Below are 18,052 nucleotides of genomic sequence, written 5' to 3' on the forward strand. Positions count from 1 at the left end.
GCGGCTTTTCCCGCGAATGCCGCTCTTCCGGTAACATAGCAAATACCCCTTGAATGCAGTTTAACGATCCTGCATTCAAGGGGCATTTGTCATGGCTTTTCAGGGGTGCTATTGCTTCTGCGCCAAACTTCTTTTAAAACCATAGGAACCAAATGACTTGCGTTCAGGTTGAATGCTCTCAGCGGCTGGGTTCTTCGGCATTCTTCCGTATAGAAAATATCCCTGTAGTGATCTATGATTTCAGTTTGCGTTTTTCCTTTCCGGTAATCCTCAACAATCATCTCTTTCAGCTGCTGATTCGAACGCAGGGCGTCCGTCAAAAAATCCCCGCATGCTTTCCCCGTCAGCACTCCATAATGGGGAACCAGCAGTTTTTCAATTTCCATATTCAGCGCTCTTTTGATAAAATTCAGAGATATCTCATAGCCCACAAGGTAAGAGGGAGACACCAAATGCTCCGCGGCATAAACTCCCATTGTCTCACAGGAAATCAGCATTTTTTCTTCAGGAATATAGAATGCAATCGAGCATTTCGTATGGCCCGGCGCTTCCATTACCCGCAGGGAAATATCACCGAGGTCAATGGTGTCCCCCTCGCTGACCGTGAGGTCGACATGGAGCTGGTCCAGATGATCCTCAAATTCCAGGATACCGTAATCCTGCGCGGCGCTCGCGTTCATCTCACGCATCACGGCAATAGCCGAAGGCTTTGAAAATATTTTTGCGGCGTAGGCGCTTGCCACAATTTTTACATTCTTAAAGTAAAGGCGGCAGGAAGCGCTGCCGGAAGCGTGGTCATAATGAGAATGTGTCAGAAGGACATAATCCAGCGTCCGGGACCCCAGCAACTTTTTGATATTTTCAATCATTTTATCCGCGCAAAAAGAGAACCCGGAGTCGACCAGCGCGGCCTTTTGCTCTGTTACAATCAGGAAAGCTTCTCCGCCTGGGCAGGCGCCTACATTCGTCACTGTTATGATTCCGTCCTGATAGTCCCTTTCGGGTGAAGTCTGAAATATAAGTTTCATGTTGTTTTCCTTATAGGGATACTAATTTCCAAGTTTAGCCTAATTGTTTCCCAAAGATATATTATCATAAAACTTTACAAGCTGCAACAGAAACAGCCTTCACCGCATTTCAAGAGCAAAATCGGGAAAGACATTATGCCAGCACGCCGATCGGCCATGGGACAAATTTGGTCTTTTCCCCCCGGCATCTCCGTTCCCACGGGAATATCCCGACGTGCATCACGAAATTTTAAAAAAGCCGCCGGGCAGATCAGTTACCTCCGCCTGCGGGGAGAAAAAGGCTGCGTCCGGCTTTTAAAAAGGCTGTGAATCATTTGATCTTCAGGTGGACCAGAAAAAGCAATCAAACAAATACGGATTCCGGACAAAGCCGGAATCCGCAGGATAAAAAATTTACTTTTTCTTACTCAGTACCAATATAAGGGATTTTACAACTTCTTCGATATAGGGCAGATATTCAGGATCCACATTTTCCAATAAGGCGTTCAGTTTTGAGGTGTCGTTTTTCGTCTCTCTGCCCATTAAGATATAGTCGGCCGACGCGTTCAGCCCGGAACATATTTTATGAAGGGTGTACGTCGACATGCCCTTTTTCCCGCATTCGATCTGCGCGAGAAAATGGGGAGTAATCCCGATGATTTCCGAAAATTGTTCGCGGGAAATCCCCAGATCGTCTCTTTTCTTTCGAATCCGCCACCCGATTTCCTGAAGCAGATGATCCATCCTGCCACCTCGTCTCCTAATAGTGTTATTTTAATATACCCTATAGGAGACTAAAATTATCCGTTAGTGCTTTATAATGTATCACCGATAGGGTATAATGAGGAATACGACAGGAAAACCTTTAATTCTACAAGTGATTCACAAAAGGCAAGCAGGAGAACGATGATGGATATCTTTGAATCTGTATGTACCCAGTTAGGTGAATTTATCGCCTTTGATGCCGTGCGTATTGTGGACCCGGACAGCAATCGGGTGGTTCAGGAAAAACATGCGGCTTCGTTCACAGGGCATTTTCCTGACCTTACGCTTTCACAGACCAGAAAATATCTCTGTCTCAGTACGTCCACGGGAAAGCCGGTTTTAAATTTTATCCATGAGAAGAATTGGTTATTTCTGCTGATGTCTTCCCCATTCCGGATATCAAACAAAACCATGTTGTCAGAGTCTTTGATGGATATGACCAGCCACATCTTTTTAAACGACATTGATCTCAACGACGAACGGGGACTGCTGAATGAAGTAAAACGGCTACATCTGCAGGCCGTAACGGACGAACTGACCGGGCTTTTTAACCGAAGGTACATCGATGAACGCCTGCCCTCCGAAATTCTTGCCTGCATGAAAAAGAAACGCCCTCTCTCGGTCATCTTTGCCGATCTCGACTTTTATAAACAGGTGAACGACACCTACGGACATGCTGCCGGCGATTCTATCCTGTGCGAATTGGCCGGCATTCTGACCTGCAACGTCCGCAAGGAAAAAGACTGGGTGGCAAGATACGGCGGAGAAGAATTCATCATATTCCTCAACGGCATCGGATATAAAAAATCCAGGGGAATCGCCGAGAGGATCCGGGTCGCCGTCATGGGCCACACCTTCCGCCATAACGGACGAGAGATCAAGATCACCTGCAGCTTTGGGGTCGTCACAATCGACGACTTTTCCATATCCCCCACAGTTGACGAAATCCTGGATATTGCCGACAAACGCTTATACCGGGCAAAAGAGCTCGGAAGAAACACTGTGGTCTAAAAGGCATTGATATCAACTGCTCTGATATCAATGCCTTTTTAGTTCTGTAAAAAGATAGCGGGCGGAACAGGACCAAGACCTCCGATGCTCCCGCCGTAATTTTGCTTTTAATCCGCGTAATTAAATTGAAGGTCGTCGAAAAGCAAATCGGTTTTATAGTTCTGAGACGGCTTTAAAATTCTCTCCTTGTTGGAAAGGGAGAGATAATTGAAGACAATCGGCATCCTCCAGTCCTGCGGGATATCCGCCTGCAGATATTTCCAGCCGATCCAGTTCATGCTGTCCGTCAGCAACAGGGTCTTCGGCTGCGCCTTGTTTTCGTTCCGATAGCCGCCCGCGCAGTCCGCATAGAGGGACACACTCAGCATGCAGTTTTTGTTGTCGCTGACGCCGTCATGGTTTCCATCCCCGCTGTACACCCATACGCCGAAATTTTTCGGCATGGCCTTCGCGGTAAAATTTGATTCCATCGCCGCCCGCTCTTTTTCGTTCCACTTGCCGCCGCCCGCGTAATCTTTACCGGTATCCCAGAGCGGAATCAAACTGGCAGTCCCGTTCGACGTCCGCTTCTGGTTGCTGTCGTCCCACGCCCACAGCGACGTGTCATAGGTCAGCCGGAGACTGCGGCTGCCATCCCTGACCCGGCTGTTCGGCATGCTTTTTGTCTCCAACCCCAGCATCCCGCTTTTTCCGCCGTATTGATTTTTACTTCCATACAGCACGCTGCCGGCATAATATCCTTCGATCGGGAATTGCTCGAAATTGTCGATGGTCTGTCCCTTCGGCCCGACAACCACCGGAATCGAATAGGTCTTTCCGCCGAAACTGGCGGAAACAGCAGCCGTTCCGCCGGCCGCTGTAACGGACAGCAAGCCGTTTTCAATCGTCCCTATTTTCGAGTTCGACAGGGACCATTTTACCGCGGAAGGATCGATGAGGACCATCTGATTTTCCGAGTCGCAGGCTTGAAGGGCGAACTGCTTTCTCGCACCCTTCTGAACCGCGGCCGCGCCGGTTTCTCTTAGCCCGATTGAGTTCATGCCGCCCAGATCCACGACCCGGACATCCGCCGTCCCCGAAACGCCGTCCACCGCCGCGGTCACAGTATCCTGGCAGGCGCCGCCGGGCGCCGTGTAATTTCCATTTTGATCGATCGCGCCCTTTTCCGCTTTCCAGACGACGGAATGTCCCTGCGCAGGGATCGGATTGCCGTACCGGTCCGTCAGCCGGACGGAAAAACTCGTGCGGGAGCCTTTGTAAAGGCTGGTATTTCTGTCCACCAGCACCTGGCCGACTACGCCGGCCGGCCTCGCGTCGCTGACGAACAGCAGGGAGTTGGAAACGATTCTGGAACTGCCGTCACTCGGATAGCTGACCGTAGTCAGCTTATCGCTGCCGGCGCGCCGTGCGATCATCTCGGTGGAGCCGCCCCCGTCCATGTTGATCACGTCCGTACACTGCAGCTTTTGCAGCATGTATTCGGCGGCGTCTTTCATGGCAGAGCCCCGGCTTGCGCTGAAATAGGCGCCTGCCTTGGCGACGGCGAGGACGTGGATCGTTCCGTCTTTGGTCAGGCCGATCACGGTCCTGGCGTTCTGGTCGGTCCCCGTCGCATCGACTACGGAATGGTTCAGCTCTCCATTCTTTGCCAGAAGCTGGAAGCTGTTGACGGCGGTCACTGCGTCGTCCTGCAAAGTGCCGCGGTTATCCAGAGTACCGTCCGGGTTCTCGGTATAGGAGCCCGAGTAAAGATGGCAGACGTAGGAAACGTCCATACCCGTTGCGAGCCCACGCACCTCCGCGGCCTTCGTGCCGTATCCGGCGTAGACGATGCAGTCGCTGGGGATCGAAAAGCCCGCCGAGGAATACAGGGCGGTCACTTTTCCGCTGTACTCTGTCCCCACATGCAGGAAACCTGAAAAGCCGGCGATTTGAATCAGTGCATACGCCTGATCGGCCGGCGCTTTTCCCGCGCCGTTGGCCATGACACGGTCCGTTGTGAGGTTACTGGTGAAAATCCGTGTGGAATTTGCGGGGGAAAGATAACCGGCCGGGCCCATAAAATGGTTCCGGTTGATCAAATCGGCTTCGGCCTGATAACTGCTGCCGATCCGAATGGTGCCTCCTGTCCGGAGAGCGCCGATATGCGCCTTTTGGGATGAATCGACCCAAAAAGCGGGCTGCGTTTCCGTGTATGAATTGTACGGCTGGCTGGTGATAATATCTCCGTTTTGTACCATGATGCCCCGGTTGCTGCCATAATCCATATCGTAGGAATCGGCGTTGATCCCGGCGACAACCTGATTGCCCATCGAGATTTCGCGTTGGGCCTGACTGCCGACGGTCTCCACCGCATTGACCGCACCCTTTGCTTTTCCGGCTATGATCCGGATCCCCTGCGCGCCGGGATTCACGGCAAGGTGGTTGAAGCGCACCCGATATCCCGTCGTTCCCGCATAATTTTGAATGTCTTCTTCCGTGTATCGGATGCCTTCCGCCAGATCTTCATTTGCAATAAGGACCATATCCTCATTGACGGCAGCATCCGCCCCTGTGGCAAACGGAATGCAGGAGAAAAGCAAAATCAAAACAAGAAACAACGAGAAAGGCCGCTTTATCAATTTCCGACCGGTTTTCACTGCGTCACCATCCCTTTCCGGATTCAACGATGAACTCGCTTTCAATGTGCTGTTAAGGATATCGTTCCATTTGTCCGCCGCTAAATTCCTTGAAAAATCAGGGTAATCAATTCAGAGTTAATGGGATTTTCAAATATAAGTATATCTGGTGAGGGAATTGCTGTCAAATGTTTAAAAGCCTAATTTTCTTGTATTTTCTTCTTTACGGATAGAATAAATTCCAATTTGTCAATTTATTAATGAATTGTAAATTTTTCTAATTCTGACTTTTTCGCCTTGATTTTTATGTTAATTTCCGAATAGAATTAATTAGCCCTAAGGGCATTGCAAAAGAGGTGACGATATGATTGACGAAGCTTTTGTATTTGCCCCTGCACCATACTTTGTAAGTGGTCGACGCCCACCTACATAGCCGCACTTGCGACGGGGCAAACCTAACAAAGCGGAACACCTACCGCGAAAGAAGTGCAGATTGCGAAAGAAGCGCAATCGCTACATTGCGTCGCTTGTCAGGGGACTTTTATCGGATGTTAATTGCTCAATGTAAAAAAATAGGCCAGCGTGCAGCAGTCTATGGCAAACAAATGGGTGGCGGTCGGCTAATGGTAGCGCATTGGCCGGCTTGTTTTTTGGCAAGGCCTCTAAGAAACTTTCTATTATTCCCGCGGGATATCCTTTGCCGCTTGACAGACCGGCTTAATCAGAGGATAATATTTTCATAATCTATTTATAACTTTTCGTGCGGCCCAAACGAACCGGAAATCTGTTGATCCGGCCCGATGGAAAAACCGTTTTAATTTTACATATATAACCTAGGAGAAAGAATGATCGCACTGTTCAAAAAACAACAAGATCTGCTTAAAACTACTTTCCGTTCCCTCCAATACCGCAATTTTCGCCTGTTCTGGTTCGGGCAGTGCATCTCGCTGACCGGAACCTGGATGCAGAGGACAGCCCAAACCTGGCTGGTGTATACGGTGACGAAATCTCCCATGAAAGTCGGGCTGCTCGGCGTGGCGCAGTTTATGCCTCTCCTGCTCTTTTCTCTGTTCGCCGGAGTTGTGGTAGACCGCTTCTCCAAAAAGAAACTGCTTGTCCTGACGCAATTGCTATTTCTTTTTCAGGCAATCGTTATGACAATGCTGACTTATTGGGGGATCATCCAGTACTGGCACATTCTTGCACTGAGCTTTCTGTTTGGCCTGACACAAACACTGGATATGCCCGCAAGGCAGTCCTTTTTTATCGATCTTGTCGGAAGGGAAGACCTCACCAACGCAATTTCGCTGAATTCAACCATTGTGAATCTGGCGAAAATTGTCGGGCCGGCCATATCCGGGATCATCATGGCGCGGTACGGCACCGTATTCTGCTTCTTTATTAACGCCGTCAGTTATCTGCCGGTGATTCTCGGCATCCTGATGATTCATGTCTCGGGCACCGTATCCGTATCCGCGCACAGCAGCATGCTCCCGCAGGTGGCGGACGGCATCCGCTACATCGGAAAGAACCGCACTCTGGTCACAAATGTCCTGATGATGGCCGCCGTATGCACGTTTGCGATGAATACGGACGTCATCATCCCCGTGTACGCCGAAGCGGTGCTTAACCGGGGCGCGACCGGGTATTCCTTTCTTCTCAGCATGGTCGGCATCGGCGCGTTTATCGCGGCGGTGATCATGGCCTACCTCAGCAAAAACGGCGTCGTCAATTGTCTTTTGCTGATCAGCGGAGTGGGAACCGCCGTCGCCCAGCTGTTCACCATTGCGACCGGATGGTATGCGTTCTGCGCCATTATGCTGGTTCTGACCGGCTTTTTCAATCTTCTCTTTATCAACACGGGCAATTCCATTTTCCAGATCAATTCTTCCGACGAATACCGGGGCCGCGTCATGAGCGTTTATTCCTTTCTGAACCTCGGTTCCACTCCGGTTGGGAATTTTCTGTCCGGACTCGTGATGGACCGGGTTCCGGGAGATTCGGGGTTTCTGTTCTGCGGAATCACTACGCTTGCGCTCCTCTTCGTCATCTCAGCGGTTGAACGTCGGGAAATCGTTTCCTGGTTCCGGGCCGTTAAAGTGAAAAATGAAGCACAGAGCCCATTGTAATCAGCATCTGTATTTCAAATGGACTGTAAAATCCACCGGTGCCGATCTGGCGCCGGTTTTTTTTATTTGATCGTCAAAATCAAAACCACGCGTTGAACGCGTGGTATGCACAAGCCCTGAAAGGGCATAGTACTGGCGCGCGTCTCAAGACGCACTGAAATAGGTTACCAACCGCATTACTTTTACAGGCCGCCGCTAAAGCGGCCTTCTTTTATGCCTTTGATTCCTTGCTACCCGTAAACGGGTCAATATACTCTTTGAAACTTATTTGATCTGAGGCAATATCTTCCTGCAATTGATTTTTGATATATTCTTCAATTGCTTTCTTGTTACGACCCACTGTGTCTACAAAATAGCCACGGCACCAAAAATGTCGCGTTCCATACTTATACTTCAAATTTGCATGCCTATCGAATATCATCAGGCTGTTCTTTCCTTTGAGATAGCCCATGAATTGTGCCACACTGAGATTCGGCGGAATGCTTACCGGCATGTGAATGTGGTCTGGACACGCCTCAGCTTCGAGGATTTCCACTCCCTTCTGCTCACACAGCTTCCTTAAAATCTTGCCTATATCTGCTTTTATCTGCCCATATATTTCTCTTCTGCGATATTTTGGAGCAAATACAATATGATACTGGCATCTCCACTTTGAATGTGATAAACTTTGTATGTCTTTCATGACAAAATCTCCTTTTGTTGGTAATGCGGTTGGCAAACCTGCATCTATTCTAACAAAAGGAGATTTTCTTGTATCTAAAGATTCTTATCCCACCAGCAAAGCTGGTGGTTCTTTGCGCTGAAGCTGCAACAAATTTGCGGCAGCCGGAGTTATCCGGCTGCCGCAAATTGAAAAGCCCAAATATTTTGCTTGCATCAATGTTTTGAACGGATGTACTGATCGATGGAGCGGGCCGCGTCCTTTCCGCCGCCCATGGCGAGGATCACCGTGGCCGCGCCGCTGACGGCATCGCCCGCGGCATAAACCCCCTCGCGGGAAGTTTGCATGGTTTTCTCATCGACGACAATGCAGCCGTGCCGATTGGCTTCCAGGCCCTCCGTTGTCGAGCGGATCAGGGGATTGGGGGAATTCCCGATCGCCATCACAACGCAGTCGACCGGAAGTTTGAAGTTGGAACCTTCAATCGGGATCGGTTTGCGGCGGCCGGAAGCGTCCGGTTCGCCCAGTTCCATTCTGATACATTCAATGGACTCCACCTTGCCGCCCTCGTCGCCATGGATCGCCACAGGGTTGCAAAGCAGATTGAATTCGACTCCCTCTTCTTTGGCGTGATGTACTTCCTCGCGGCGGGCCGGCATCTGCTCTTCCGCGCGGCGATAAACAATATAGACTTTTTCGGCGCCAAGGCGAAGAGAGGTTCTCGCGGCGTCCATCGCGACATTGCCGCCGCCGACGACCGCCACGCGCTTCGGCTCGATCATGGGCGTATCGTACTCCGGTTTGTATGCCTTCATCAGGTTGATGCGGGTCAAAAATTCATTTGCGGAGTACACCCCGATCAGGCTTTCGCCCGGGATGTTCATGAAGCTGGGCAGACCCGCTCCCGTTCCCACAAAGATGGCCTCATAGCCCATTTCAAACAACTCGTCGACCGAAAGGACCTTTCCGATCACCATATCGGTCTGGATTTCGACCCCCTTCTGTTTCAGGGCGTCAATTTCCTTCTGCACGATTTCCTTCGGCAGACGGAACTGGGGGATCCCGTACATCAGCACGCCGCCGGCGGCATGCAGGGCCTCAAATACCGTGACGGAATATCCCATGGCGGCAAGATCGCCCGCACAGGTCAGGCCGGCCGGCCCGGCCCCGATCACCGCGACCTTGCGTCCGTTTTTCTCCACATGAAATTCTTCATCTTTGCCGTTTTTCATATGCCAATCCGCCGCGAAACGCTCCAGCCGGCCGATTCCGACCGGTTCGCCCTTGATTCCGCGAACGCATTTTTGCTCGCACTGATTTTCCTGAGGGCAGACGCGGCCGCAGACGGCGGGCAGCGAATTGGTCAGCTTAATGGTCTGATAAGCGCCCTCCATGTCCCCCTCGGCAACGCTGCGGATAAAATCGGGAATATGGACACCGACCGGGCACCCCGAAACACAGGGCTGATTCTTGCAATGCAGGCAGCGCTCAGCCTCTTCCTTCGCCATTGCTTCCGTATAGCCGAGGGAAACCTCTTCGAAGTTCTTGCTGCGGACGCCGGGCTCCTGTTCGGGAATCGGCGTCTTTTTCGGATTCATATTAGGCATTTTCCACACTCTCCATCAAATGGCATTTGAAGTCATGGGCCGCTTGCTTTTCCATCTCCGCATAAGTGCGGGAACGCTTGATCGTCTCGTCAAAGTCCACTTCGTGGCCGTCGAAATCCGGGCCATCCACACAGGCGAATCTGGTCTTCCCGCCAACGGTCAGGCGGCAGCCGCCGCACATTCCGGTCCCGTCAATCATGATCGGATTCATGCTGACGATCGTCTTGATCCCGTATTCTTTCGTCAGGTTGCAAACGGCGCGCATCATGACCAACGGCCCGATGGCGACCACAAGGTCGTAATTTGCTCCCTTTTCGATGTTCTTTTTCAGCGCGTCGGTGACGAACCCTTTGTTTCCATTGGAACCGTCGTCCGTCATGACGGTCAGGCTGTCGCTCGCCGCGCGCATTTCATCTTCAAGGATGATGATGTCCCTGCTGCGGAAACCGGCGATCATATCCACCTTTGCGCCCATCTGGTGCAGCGCCTTGGACTGCGGATACGCGATCGCGCAGCCCGCGCCTCCGCCGATCACAGCCGCTCTGTGGTAACCCTCCAGTTCGGAGGCTTTGCCGAGCGGCCCGATGAAATCGAGAATCCCGTCGCCGACGTTCAGCTGGTCGAGCAGCATGGTTGTCTTCCCCACGATCTGGTAGATAATGGTGACTGTTCCCTTTTCCCGGTCATAGTCCGCAATGGTCAGCGGAATTCTTTCACCGAACTCATTGACCCGCAGAATAATAAACTGACCCGCTTTTGCCTTTTTTGCGATAAAAGGCGCGTCAACCACCATTAAGGTCATGGAGTCGTTGAGTTTTCTTTTTTCTATAACAGAAAACATTAGTTTCACTCCCACTGTGATTGATAAATTTTACACAAACTATTATTGCATAATCTTCCTGTTTTTGCAATAGAAAGTTTACCCTAAACTGTTTTAAAGCATATCGGGCATTGGGGATGCACAAACGCTGACAAAACGCCATCGGATTTTACCGTGACAATGGAAAAAGACGGGCGCAGCACGCCCGCCTCAATTTCCGCATCATCCAAACGTCCGGGCAAACATCACGCCTTGGGGTAAAATCCGGACGGGCTTTCAGAAAGGTTGATCATAATATTTTTCAGTTGGCTGTAATGGTCCAGAATCACTTTATGTGTCTCGCGGCCGATGCCGGATTGTTTGTAACCGCCGAACGGTGCGCCGGCCGGAATGGAATTGTAGGTATTCACCCACATGCGCCCGGTTTCCACCGCGCGGGCAACGCGGACCGCGCGGTTGATATCGCGGGTCCAGACGGCGCCGCCCAACCCATAGACACTGTCGTTCGCCATGCGCACGGCATCCTCTTCCGTCTTGAACTTGATGACGACGGCGACAGGGCCGAAAATCTCCTCCTGCGCCACGCGCATCTTGTTATCAACATTGGCCAGCAGGGTCGGCTGCATGAAATAGCCTTTGTCCAGACCGTTTTCCGTGATCCGCTTTCCGCCGCAGGCGACCGTGGCGCCCTCTTTCTGCCCGATTTCCACATAGGAAAGGACCTTCTTCATCTGGGCCGCGTCAATCAAAGAGCCCATCTGTACGCCCGATTCCCACGGCAGGCCGACTTTGACGCGGCCGAATGCCTTGGCTGCCTCATCTACGAAACGGTCGTAGATGTCCTCCTGGACAAACACGCGGGATCCCGCGCAGCAGACCTGGCCCTGGTTAAACAGAATGCCGAGCTGGAGACCGTCCATCGCCATATCCCAATCGCAGTCCGAGAAGAAAATGTTCGCCGATTTTCCGCCGAGCTCCAGGGTCGAAGGAATCAGTTTATCCGCGGCGGCTCTGGCGATGCTCAGGCCGACTTCCGTCGAGCCGGTAAAGGCGAGCTTGCGGAACCCCTTATGTTCCAACATGTAATTTCCTGACTTGGAACCTCTGCCCGTAATGACATTTACGACGCCGTTCGGCAGGATTCCGTCGATCAGCTTCATCAGTTCCAAAACGCTCAGCGAGGTCTGGCTGGACGGTTTCAAAACGACGCAGTCCCCCGCGGCAAGCGCCGGCGCAAGTTTCCACGCCGCCATCAGGAACGGGAAATTCCACGGAATGATCTGGCCGACCACGCCGATCGGCTCCCGGAGGATCATGCTGAGCGTATTGTTGTCCAGCATGGATGCCGACCCCTCTTCCGCCCGGATACAGGCGGCAAAATAGCGGAAATGGTCCGCGGACATCGGAACGTCGATCCCCATGGTCTCGCGGAGCGGCTTGCCGTTGTCCAGCGTTTCGATCGTGGCGAGGCGTTCTTTATTTTGATCGATGACATCCGCAATCTTCATCAATAAGTCTGCGCGCTCCGACGCGGTTGTTTTTTTCCAGCCGTCCCAGGCAGCCCACGCCGCATCCACCGCTTTGTCAACATCTTTTCTGCTGGCTTCCGCGCAGGTGGAAAGAACTTCCCCATTTGCAGGGCAAACGGACTGGAAGGTCCCTCCTTCATCGGATTCGACCCACTTTCCATCCAGATACAGCCCGTACCGATCAGCTGCAAATTTTTCCATTTGAACAGACTCCTTTCATGTTTTCTGTTCTTAGTATAAGGCCTTCGATCGGATTTGTAAATAATATATAATAAAGTAGTTAATTTAACAATCATTTTTGTATGTGTTTGTTAATTGTTTTTCGAACTTTGTCAATTTTCAGACAAATTTTTCGTCTTTTTTAACAAATCTGCATCGTTCTATCGTTCAATGATGTGCAAACGGGCAAGGCCCGGACACATGGCCGAAACCTGTGCCGGGCCTGAATCAGGATTTCTTAAAGAATAATACAGATCAATCCATTGCAGCCTTCGTTGATGATCCGCTCAATGGTTTCCCGAACCTTGTCGCGCGCGTCTTCCGGCATCCGGGTCAGCTTGTTGTGAAGCCCTTCGTTGACCAGCTCATGCAGGCTTTTCCCGAAAATATTGGACTCCCAGATCTGGGAAGGATTGGATTCAAACTCCTTGAGGATATACTCCACCAGCTCCTGGGACTGCTGCTCGGAGCCGACGATCGGCGTGATCTCCGTCGTGATGCGCGTCTTCATCATATGGATGGATGGCGCCGCCGCCTTCAGGCGGATTCCATATTTTCCGCCCTGCCGGATGATTTCGGGCTCTTCCAGGCTGAGTTCGTCGATGGTGGGCATGACGATCCCGTAGCCGTTCTCCTGCACATCCCGGTAGGCGTCCCGGATGCGGTCGTATTCCTTCTTCATTTCCGCCATCTTGAGCACCTGGTCCATCAGGCTGCCTTCGTCGCTGATCTCCAGCCCGGTCTTTTCCCCGAGCACCTTGTAGAACAGATCCGGCAGCAGCGAAAGGCCGATCCGCGCGTGTCCGCAGCCGAGCTCGATGGATTTTGTCTTCGCCGAATCGACATACTCGCACTGCCCGACTTCCCCGATGATGTTCTCCACTTCGCGGATCCTGCCGACCTTCGAGGCGGCCGACTGAATGGCGGAGTAAACGGCGCTGCGGAGCCAATGGTCTTTTTCCAGGCCGGAAAGCCATTTCGGCATGTCGATGCGGATTTCGCGGACCGGGAACTCAAACAGGATCTTCGCGAGGATCGTCCGGATTTCCTTCTCTTCCATCCTCAGGCAGTTGACGGGCAGTACCGGCACGCCGTATTTTTTCTGAAGCTGCCCCGACAGGGCGGCGGCTTCGTTTGTCTCCGGATCGACGCAGTTCAGCAGAACGATGAACGGTTTGTCGATCTTTTTCAGCTCGTCGACGACGCGCTCCTCCGCTTCCTCGTATTCCTCGCGGGGGATGTCGCTGATGCTGCCGTCGGTGGTGACGACCAGGCCGATGGTCGAATGCTCTGTGATCACCTTTTTGGTGCCGATCTCCGCGGCCATGTTGAACGGGATCGGGTCGTTGTACCACGGGGTCCGGACCATGCGCGGGTTGTCGTCCTCAATATACCCCAGCGCGCTGGGGACGATATAGCCGACGCAGTCGATCATTCGCACGGCGAAGGTCGCCGTCTGGTCGATGCGGACGGTCACGGCCTGCTCCGGGACAAATTTCGGCTCCGTGGTCATGATGGTCCGCCCTGCCGCCGACTGCGGCATTTCGTCAACCGCCCGGTCGCGCTTGTAGTCGGTATCCATGTTCGGGATCACGATGGTGTCCATGAAGCGCTTGATAAAAGTGGACTTGCCGGTTCTGACCGGTCCGACAACCCCTATGTAAATATCGCCGTTGGTTCGCTCCGAAATATCTTTGTAGATATTGCTGCTGTGTTCTTCCATTTTACCTCCCCCTCAGGCTGAGATGAATTCATTCCGGTGCCGGTTAACCGCTTTCTACATGGGAATCAGCAACATTCCCCTGCTTTCCATCACGTCGCCGGTCATGCCGTTTTCCTTTTTGATGGTGTCCACCGAGGTGCGGTAATCCCGGGCAATATTCCAGATGTTCTCTCCGGCTTCCGCATAGTAAATGCAGAGCGCCGCGGAATTGTCGCGGGCGACGGGTTTTTCTTCGTCCGCCGTGACCGTCGTAATCGCCTGAAAGGTTTGCCGGCTGTAGATTTCCGCCGTGAGGCGCAGTTCGGTTTTCGCTTCGACCCCGCTGCCCATGATCCGGAAACTGATTCCGCCGACTCCCACCTGGGCTTCGCATTTCAGGTTATCGCCGGAACTGTTGCAGGCGCGGGTATATTCAAAATCGAGCAGGCGCTCGAAATAAAACGGCTTGTTTTCCTCGTTCAGAGCCAGAACGCAGAGGCTGAATTTCCCCTTGAACGTGATCTGACCGCCTTTTGTCTCGGCGGACGCAGTGCTCATTTCATTCCAGACGTCGATCACCTTCGATACCGTTCCGTCTTCCACAGACAAAGTATTTTTCTGTACCGTGGTGTCTCCGACCAGCTCCGTCAGGTTATCCATCGTTTTCGGCTTGGATTCGATCTTCAGGTCGTAATCCCTGGAATAGGCGTCGCTGACCGCCGTCACTTCGGCCCCCCGATAAGCGGCAGCGCTGGCAAACAGGCGGACCTGCGTATCGAAGAACGTCTTGTCGCCGGAATAATCGTTTTTAACCTGCGCTTCCACGCCGATCACCTCTAGCTTCACGTCGCAGAGGCAATCCTCCGTGACCCCGGCGCAGTCGAGCATCTGCGTAAACGGAATCGTGAACTCCATCGCTTCCGGCATACTGTTCTCTTCCGTCGTATCATAAAGGAATTTAACGCACACCTCGCCCTTGACCATCAGCTTTCCCGCCGTGATCTTGAAATCCTGAAGAACGGCAAAGGCGTCGGAACGCATGATATTGTCCGCGGGCGGCTTTCCTCCCCCCAGCTCCAGAATTTCGTCCACGCTGAACTGCTGCTGGCAGAAACCGGCCAGGTTGTTGACCTTCATTGCGGTCTTCTGCTGCTCGATATCGGAGCCGACAATATTCCCGACGACCTCGGAACGGCCCTGAACCACGACCTTCGCGCAGACGGAAAAGGCGCCGTGGATGTCCAGACGCCGCGGGCTTGTCGCGCGGCAGTTGATATATTCCACGCGCGGAAAGGCGTAAATCTCCGCGTTTTCAACCGCCTGTTTCAGGGCGATTTCCGTTGAGAATGTGTCGGTGCTGTCACAGAAGCGGATACGCGCTCCGTCCGGGTCGAGATAAAAGACCTTTACGGTAAAGCCTCCCTCCAGCATCAGACGGTCGCCGGAGATCGACCGTGACCCGATTCTCGGGTAGATCTGGCATTTTAAAATACGCTGTATATCCGGGCAGTAATCCGGCAGACTGATGTTGAGATCGACAGGCTGCTCCTGGCATCCGTCGAAGACGACTTCGCCGACTGCCATCGCCTCGCGGTCAAGCATATAATCCATAAAGGCCCTCTCCTTTTTTTATTTCTACGTAATTGTTATTCCGGTTTTGTCTTATTTATGCCACGGAAATGGAAAAAATCGGCGGCCGGGAAGGCGCCGGGCGGACCTTCCCCGGCTTCATCTGGACGGTTTGCCGTTCTTGACCCTCAGCACCGCGCTGTAAGCACCGTTGGACGCAAGCGCGACCAGGACCGAATTCAGCGGGATCGCCGCGGCGGTCGGCACTGTGAGCCCGCCGGTAAAATAGGTGGCCGCGTAAAGGATGACGAGGGCGATGAAATAGCTCAGCCACTGCGTCGGCAGCCTCTGAAACGTATTTTTCAAAAACTGCGTGATGATTCCCGTCGCCGCGGAGCATCCGGTAAAAGTCACCAGAGTTGACCAGGAAAAAAATTCATTCATATTCATCTTCTCCTCAGAGTTCCGGTCACAGCCCTTTGAATTTGGGGCTGAGCGGTATTGATTCGTTTATCACCATTATATGGCCGTTTTTCCGTTTCATGACTTTGGCACGGCCTGCGGAATCCGCCGGTTGATCCAAAACGGCAAAAGCCGCGTGCTTCCGTTTTTCCGTTTATTGTATTATAATGGAAATACGAATCCGGACCGTTTCAGGCGAAGATGCAACGAAAAGGAGAGATAGTATGAAATTTTCCGAGATGGAATATCAGCGTCCCGATCTCAGGGCCATACAGCAAAGCTATCGCGAGATCACGGCGAAATTCCCTGCCTGTTCCGGCGCGGCCGAACAATATGATCTCATTCTTCGGCACGAGGCGCTTCTGAGCCGTTTTCAGTCGATGGGAACCATCGCCTCCATCCGCAACAGCATCGACACCGCAGACCCGTTCTACGAGGAGGAAATGGCCTTCTTCGACTCAAACAACCCCGTTTTTGAGGAATCCGTACAGAGCTTTTACAAAGCCGTCGCGGCGTCCAAATTCAGGAAAGAGCTGGAGCAAAAAACCGGGAGCCTGTTCTTCCGGAATCTTGAAATCTCTCTCCGGTCTTTCTCTCCCGCCGTCATAGAGCTGAAGAAAAAGGAAAACGCGCTGGTGACGGAATATGAAAAGCTCCTCGCCTCCGCGAAGATCGAATTCCGCGGAGAGACCCTGAACCTTTCGGAAATCCAGAAATACCAGGTTTCGCAGGACCGGCCGGCCCGGAAAGAGGCGTGGGAAAAAACCGCCGGGTTCTTCCTTGCGAATTCCGCGCGGCTGGACCAGATCTACTCGGAGCTCGTCCAAAACCGGACCGCCCAGGCGAAGCTTCTCGGGTACGACAATTACGTCCGCCTCGGTTACGACCGCCTGGGCCGCAACTGCTACGGTCCGGACGAAGTGAAAAAGTTCCGCGACCAGGTGGCGGAGGACCTCGTCCCGGTAATCGCCGAAATCAAAAAGGGACAGGCCGAACGCCTCGGCCTGCCCGATCTGAAATTCTACGACGACAACAATCTTTTCCCGGACGGAAACCCCGCGCCGAAGGGCGGCCGGCAAACCCTGGTGAGCCAGGCGCAGAAAATGTACCGCGAAATGAGCCCTCTGACCGGAGAATTTTTTGATTTCATGGTGGAAAACGAGCTGTTTGACCTTGACAGCAAAAAGGGGAAGGCCGGCGGCGGCTACTGCACGGAAATCCCGGATTTCGGATCCCCGTTCATCTTTTCCAACTTCAACGGGACGGCCGGCGACGTGGACGTCCTGACCCACGAGGCAGGCCATGCCTTTGCCAGCTATCAGGCCCGCAGGCTTCCGCTGCTGGAGCTGAGGACGCCGACGATGGACGCCGCGGAAACCCACTCCATGTCGATGGAGCTTTTCTCCCGCCGCTGGGACCCGCTGTTTTTCGGGGAGGATACGGAAAAATTCCACCTGTATCAGTTGGAGAAAGCCATCGGTTTCATCCCTTATGGCTGCCTTGTGGACGAGTTCCAGACCGCCATGTACGAGCAGCCGGACCTCACGCCGAAGGAACGGAAACAGGTCTGGAAGGAGCTGGAAGCAAAATACCGCCCGTGGATCGATTTCGATCATCTTCCGTTCTTCGAGGACGGCGGAGGCTACCAGCGCCAGCACCATATCTACTCGTTCCCATTGTACTATATCGACTACTGCCTCGCGCAGACGGCGGCGCTGGAGTTCTGGATCGATTCGGAAAAAGACTGGGACGGCGCTTTTTCCCGCTATCTCGCCTTTGTGGAAGCCGGCGGAAGCAGGACCTACGAGGAGCTGGTCAAATCCGCGGGGCTTGCGTACCCGATGGAGGAAGGCTGCGTCCGCGCCCTGAGCGATCAGATGCTGAAATGGTTCCGCAAACACTCCAAATAGACCTCAAAGCAGCGAAAGCCGCCGCTCTCCCATTCAGGAGCGC

At 52.8% G+C, this 18,052-nt stretch carries 13 protein-coding genes; 3 read left to right on the top strand and 10 right to left on the bottom strand.

Annotated elements, in window-relative coordinates; all coding sequences use genetic code 11:
* Nucleotides 1–89: 89 nt before the first annotated feature.
* On the bottom strand, nt 90–1,028 hold the full coding sequence (locus EQM14_RS09425) for an MBL fold metallo-hydrolase (protein WP_128742691.1): 939 nt from the start codon (nt 1,026–1,028) through the stop codon (nt 90–92).
* 393 nt (nt 1,029–1,421) lie between these two features.
* Nucleotides 1,422–1,751 (bottom strand): helix-turn-helix domain-containing protein, encoded by a 330-nt coding sequence (locus EQM14_RS09430; protein ID WP_128742692.1) that lies wholly within the window; start codon nt 1,749–1,751, stop codon nt 1,422–1,424.
* 450 nt (nt 1,752–2,201) lie between these two features.
* On the opposite strand from EQM14_RS09430, the gene EQM14_RS09435 reads away from it, so the two are divergent.
* The gene (locus EQM14_RS09435; RefSeq protein ID WP_164919026.1) at nt 2,202–2,783 is read left to right on the top strand and encodes a GGDEF domain-containing protein; all 582 of its coding nucleotides are present in this window, start codon (nt 2,202–2,204) and stop codon (nt 2,781–2,783) included.
* Nucleotides 2,784–2,890: 107 nt separating this feature from the next.
* Here EQM14_RS09435 and EQM14_RS09440 read toward each other — a convergent pair whose 3' ends face one another.
* Nucleotides 2,891–5,383, bottom strand: a complete 2,493-nt coding sequence (locus EQM14_RS09440; protein WP_128742694.1) for a phosphodiester glycosidase family protein — start codon at nt 5,381–5,383, stop codon at nt 2,891–2,893.
* 863 nt (nt 5,384–6,246) lie between these two features.
* Here EQM14_RS09440 and EQM14_RS09445 point away from each other — a divergent pair.
* Nucleotides 6,247–7,530 (top strand): MFS transporter, encoded by a 1,284-nt coding sequence (locus tag EQM14_RS09445; RefSeq protein WP_128742695.1) that lies wholly within the window; start codon nt 6,247–6,249, stop codon nt 7,528–7,530.
* A gap of 211 nt (nt 7,531–7,741) precedes the next feature.
* On the opposite strand, the gene tnpA is transcribed toward EQM14_RS09445, so the two are convergent.
* From tnpA to EQM14_RS09480, 7 genes are all read right to left on the bottom strand, one after another.
* Entirely contained in the window at nt 7,742–8,212 is a 471-nt protein-coding gene (gene tnpA / locus EQM14_RS09450; RefSeq protein WP_128742696.1) for an IS200/IS605 family transposase, read from the bottom strand.
* A gap of 194 nt (nt 8,213–8,406) precedes the next feature.
* Entirely contained in the window at nt 8,407–9,798 is a 1,392-nt protein-coding gene (gltA, locus tag EQM14_RS09455) for an NADPH-dependent glutamate synthase (RefSeq protein ID WP_128742697.1), read from the bottom strand.
* A complete protein-coding gene (locus EQM14_RS09460; protein ID WP_128742698.1) occupies nt 9,791–10,639 on the bottom strand; it encodes a sulfide/dihydroorotate dehydrogenase-like FAD/NAD-binding protein in 849 nt (282 codons plus the stop codon). Before EQM14_RS09460 ends, gltA begins: the two co-directional genes overlap by 8 nt.
* Before the next feature lie 224 nt (nt 10,640–10,863).
* The gene (locus EQM14_RS09465; RefSeq protein WP_128742699.1) at nt 10,864–12,348 is read right to left on the bottom strand and encodes an aldehyde dehydrogenase family protein; all 1,485 of its coding nucleotides are present in this window, start codon (nt 12,346–12,348) and stop codon (nt 10,864–10,866) included.
* 256 nt (nt 12,349–12,604) lie between these two features.
* Nucleotides 12,605–14,089 (bottom strand): stage IV sporulation protein A, encoded by a 1,485-nt coding sequence (gene spoIVA, locus EQM14_RS09470; RefSeq protein WP_128742700.1) that lies wholly within the window; start codon nt 14,087–14,089, stop codon nt 12,605–12,607.
* Between the two features lie 54 nt (nt 14,090–14,143).
* Complete coding sequence (locus EQM14_RS09475) at nt 14,144–15,679, bottom strand: DUF3794 and LysM peptidoglycan-binding domain-containing protein (protein ID WP_128742701.1); 1,536 nt, start codon at nt 15,677–15,679, stop codon at nt 14,144–14,146.
* 117 nt (nt 15,680–15,796) lie between these two features.
* The gene (locus tag EQM14_RS09480) at nt 15,797–16,081 is read right to left on the bottom strand and encodes a hypothetical protein (protein ID WP_128742702.1); all 285 of its coding nucleotides are present in this window, start codon (nt 16,079–16,081) and stop codon (nt 15,797–15,799) included.
* Between the two features lie 242 nt (nt 16,082–16,323).
* Between EQM14_RS09480 and EQM14_RS09485 the strand changes: the two genes are divergently transcribed.
* The gene (locus EQM14_RS09485) at nt 16,324–18,009 is read left to right on the top strand and encodes a M3 family oligoendopeptidase (protein WP_164919027.1); all 1,686 of its coding nucleotides are present in this window, start codon (nt 16,324–16,326) and stop codon (nt 18,007–18,009) included.
* Nucleotides 18,010–18,052 lie beyond the last annotated feature (43 nt).

The sequence above is a fragment of the Caproiciproducens sp. NJN-50 genome, assembly GCF_004103755.1.
Classification (GTDB): domain Bacteria; phylum Bacillota; class Clostridia; order Oscillospirales; family Acutalibacteraceae; genus Caproicibacter.

What these genes read in the sequence shown, in the direction of transcription:
- EQM14_RS09425 (WP_128742691.1), bottom strand. Translation starts at nt 1,028, where the DNA reads ATGAAACTTATATTTCAGACTTCACCCGAAAGGGACTATCAGGACGGA.
- EQM14_RS09480 (WP_128742702.1), bottom strand. Translation starts at nt 16,081, where the DNA reads ATGAATGAATTTTTTTCCTGGTCAACTCTGGTGACTTTTACCGGATGC.
- EQM14_RS09485 (WP_164919027.1), top strand. Translation starts at nt 16,324, where the DNA reads ATGAAATTTTCCGAGATGGAATATCAGCGTCCCGATCTCAGGGCCATA.
- EQM14_RS09430 (WP_128742692.1), bottom strand. Translation starts at nt 1,751, where the DNA reads ATGGATCATCTGCTTCAGGAAATCGGGTGGCGGATTCGAAAGAAAAGA.
- tnpA (WP_128742696.1), bottom strand. Translation starts at nt 8,212, where the DNA reads ATGAAAGACATACAAAGTTTATCACATTCAAAGTGGAGATGCCAGTAT.
- EQM14_RS09460 (WP_128742698.1), bottom strand. Translation starts at nt 10,639, where the DNA reads ATGTTTTCTGTTATAGAAAAAAGAAAACTCAACGACTCCATGACCTTA.
- EQM14_RS09475 (WP_128742701.1), bottom strand. Translation starts at nt 15,679, where the DNA reads ATGGATTATATGCTTGACCGCGAGGCGATGGCAGTCGGCGAAGTCGTC.
- EQM14_RS09465 (WP_128742699.1), bottom strand. Translation starts at nt 12,348, where the DNA reads ATGGAAAAATTTGCAGCTGATCGGTACGGGCTGTATCTGGATGGAAAG.
- gltA (WP_128742697.1), bottom strand. Translation starts at nt 9,798, where the DNA reads ATGCCTAATATGAATCCGAAAAAGACGCCGATTCCCGAACAGGAGCCC.
- EQM14_RS09445 (WP_128742695.1), top strand. Translation starts at nt 6,247, where the DNA reads ATGATCGCACTGTTCAAAAAACAACAAGATCTGCTTAAAACTACTTTC.
- spoIVA (WP_128742700.1), bottom strand. Translation starts at nt 14,089, where the DNA reads ATGGAAGAACACAGCAGCAATATCTACAAAGATATTTCGGAGCGAACC.
- EQM14_RS09435 (WP_164919026.1), top strand. Translation starts at nt 2,202, where the DNA reads ATGGATATGACCAGCCACATCTTTTTAAACGACATTGATCTCAACGAC.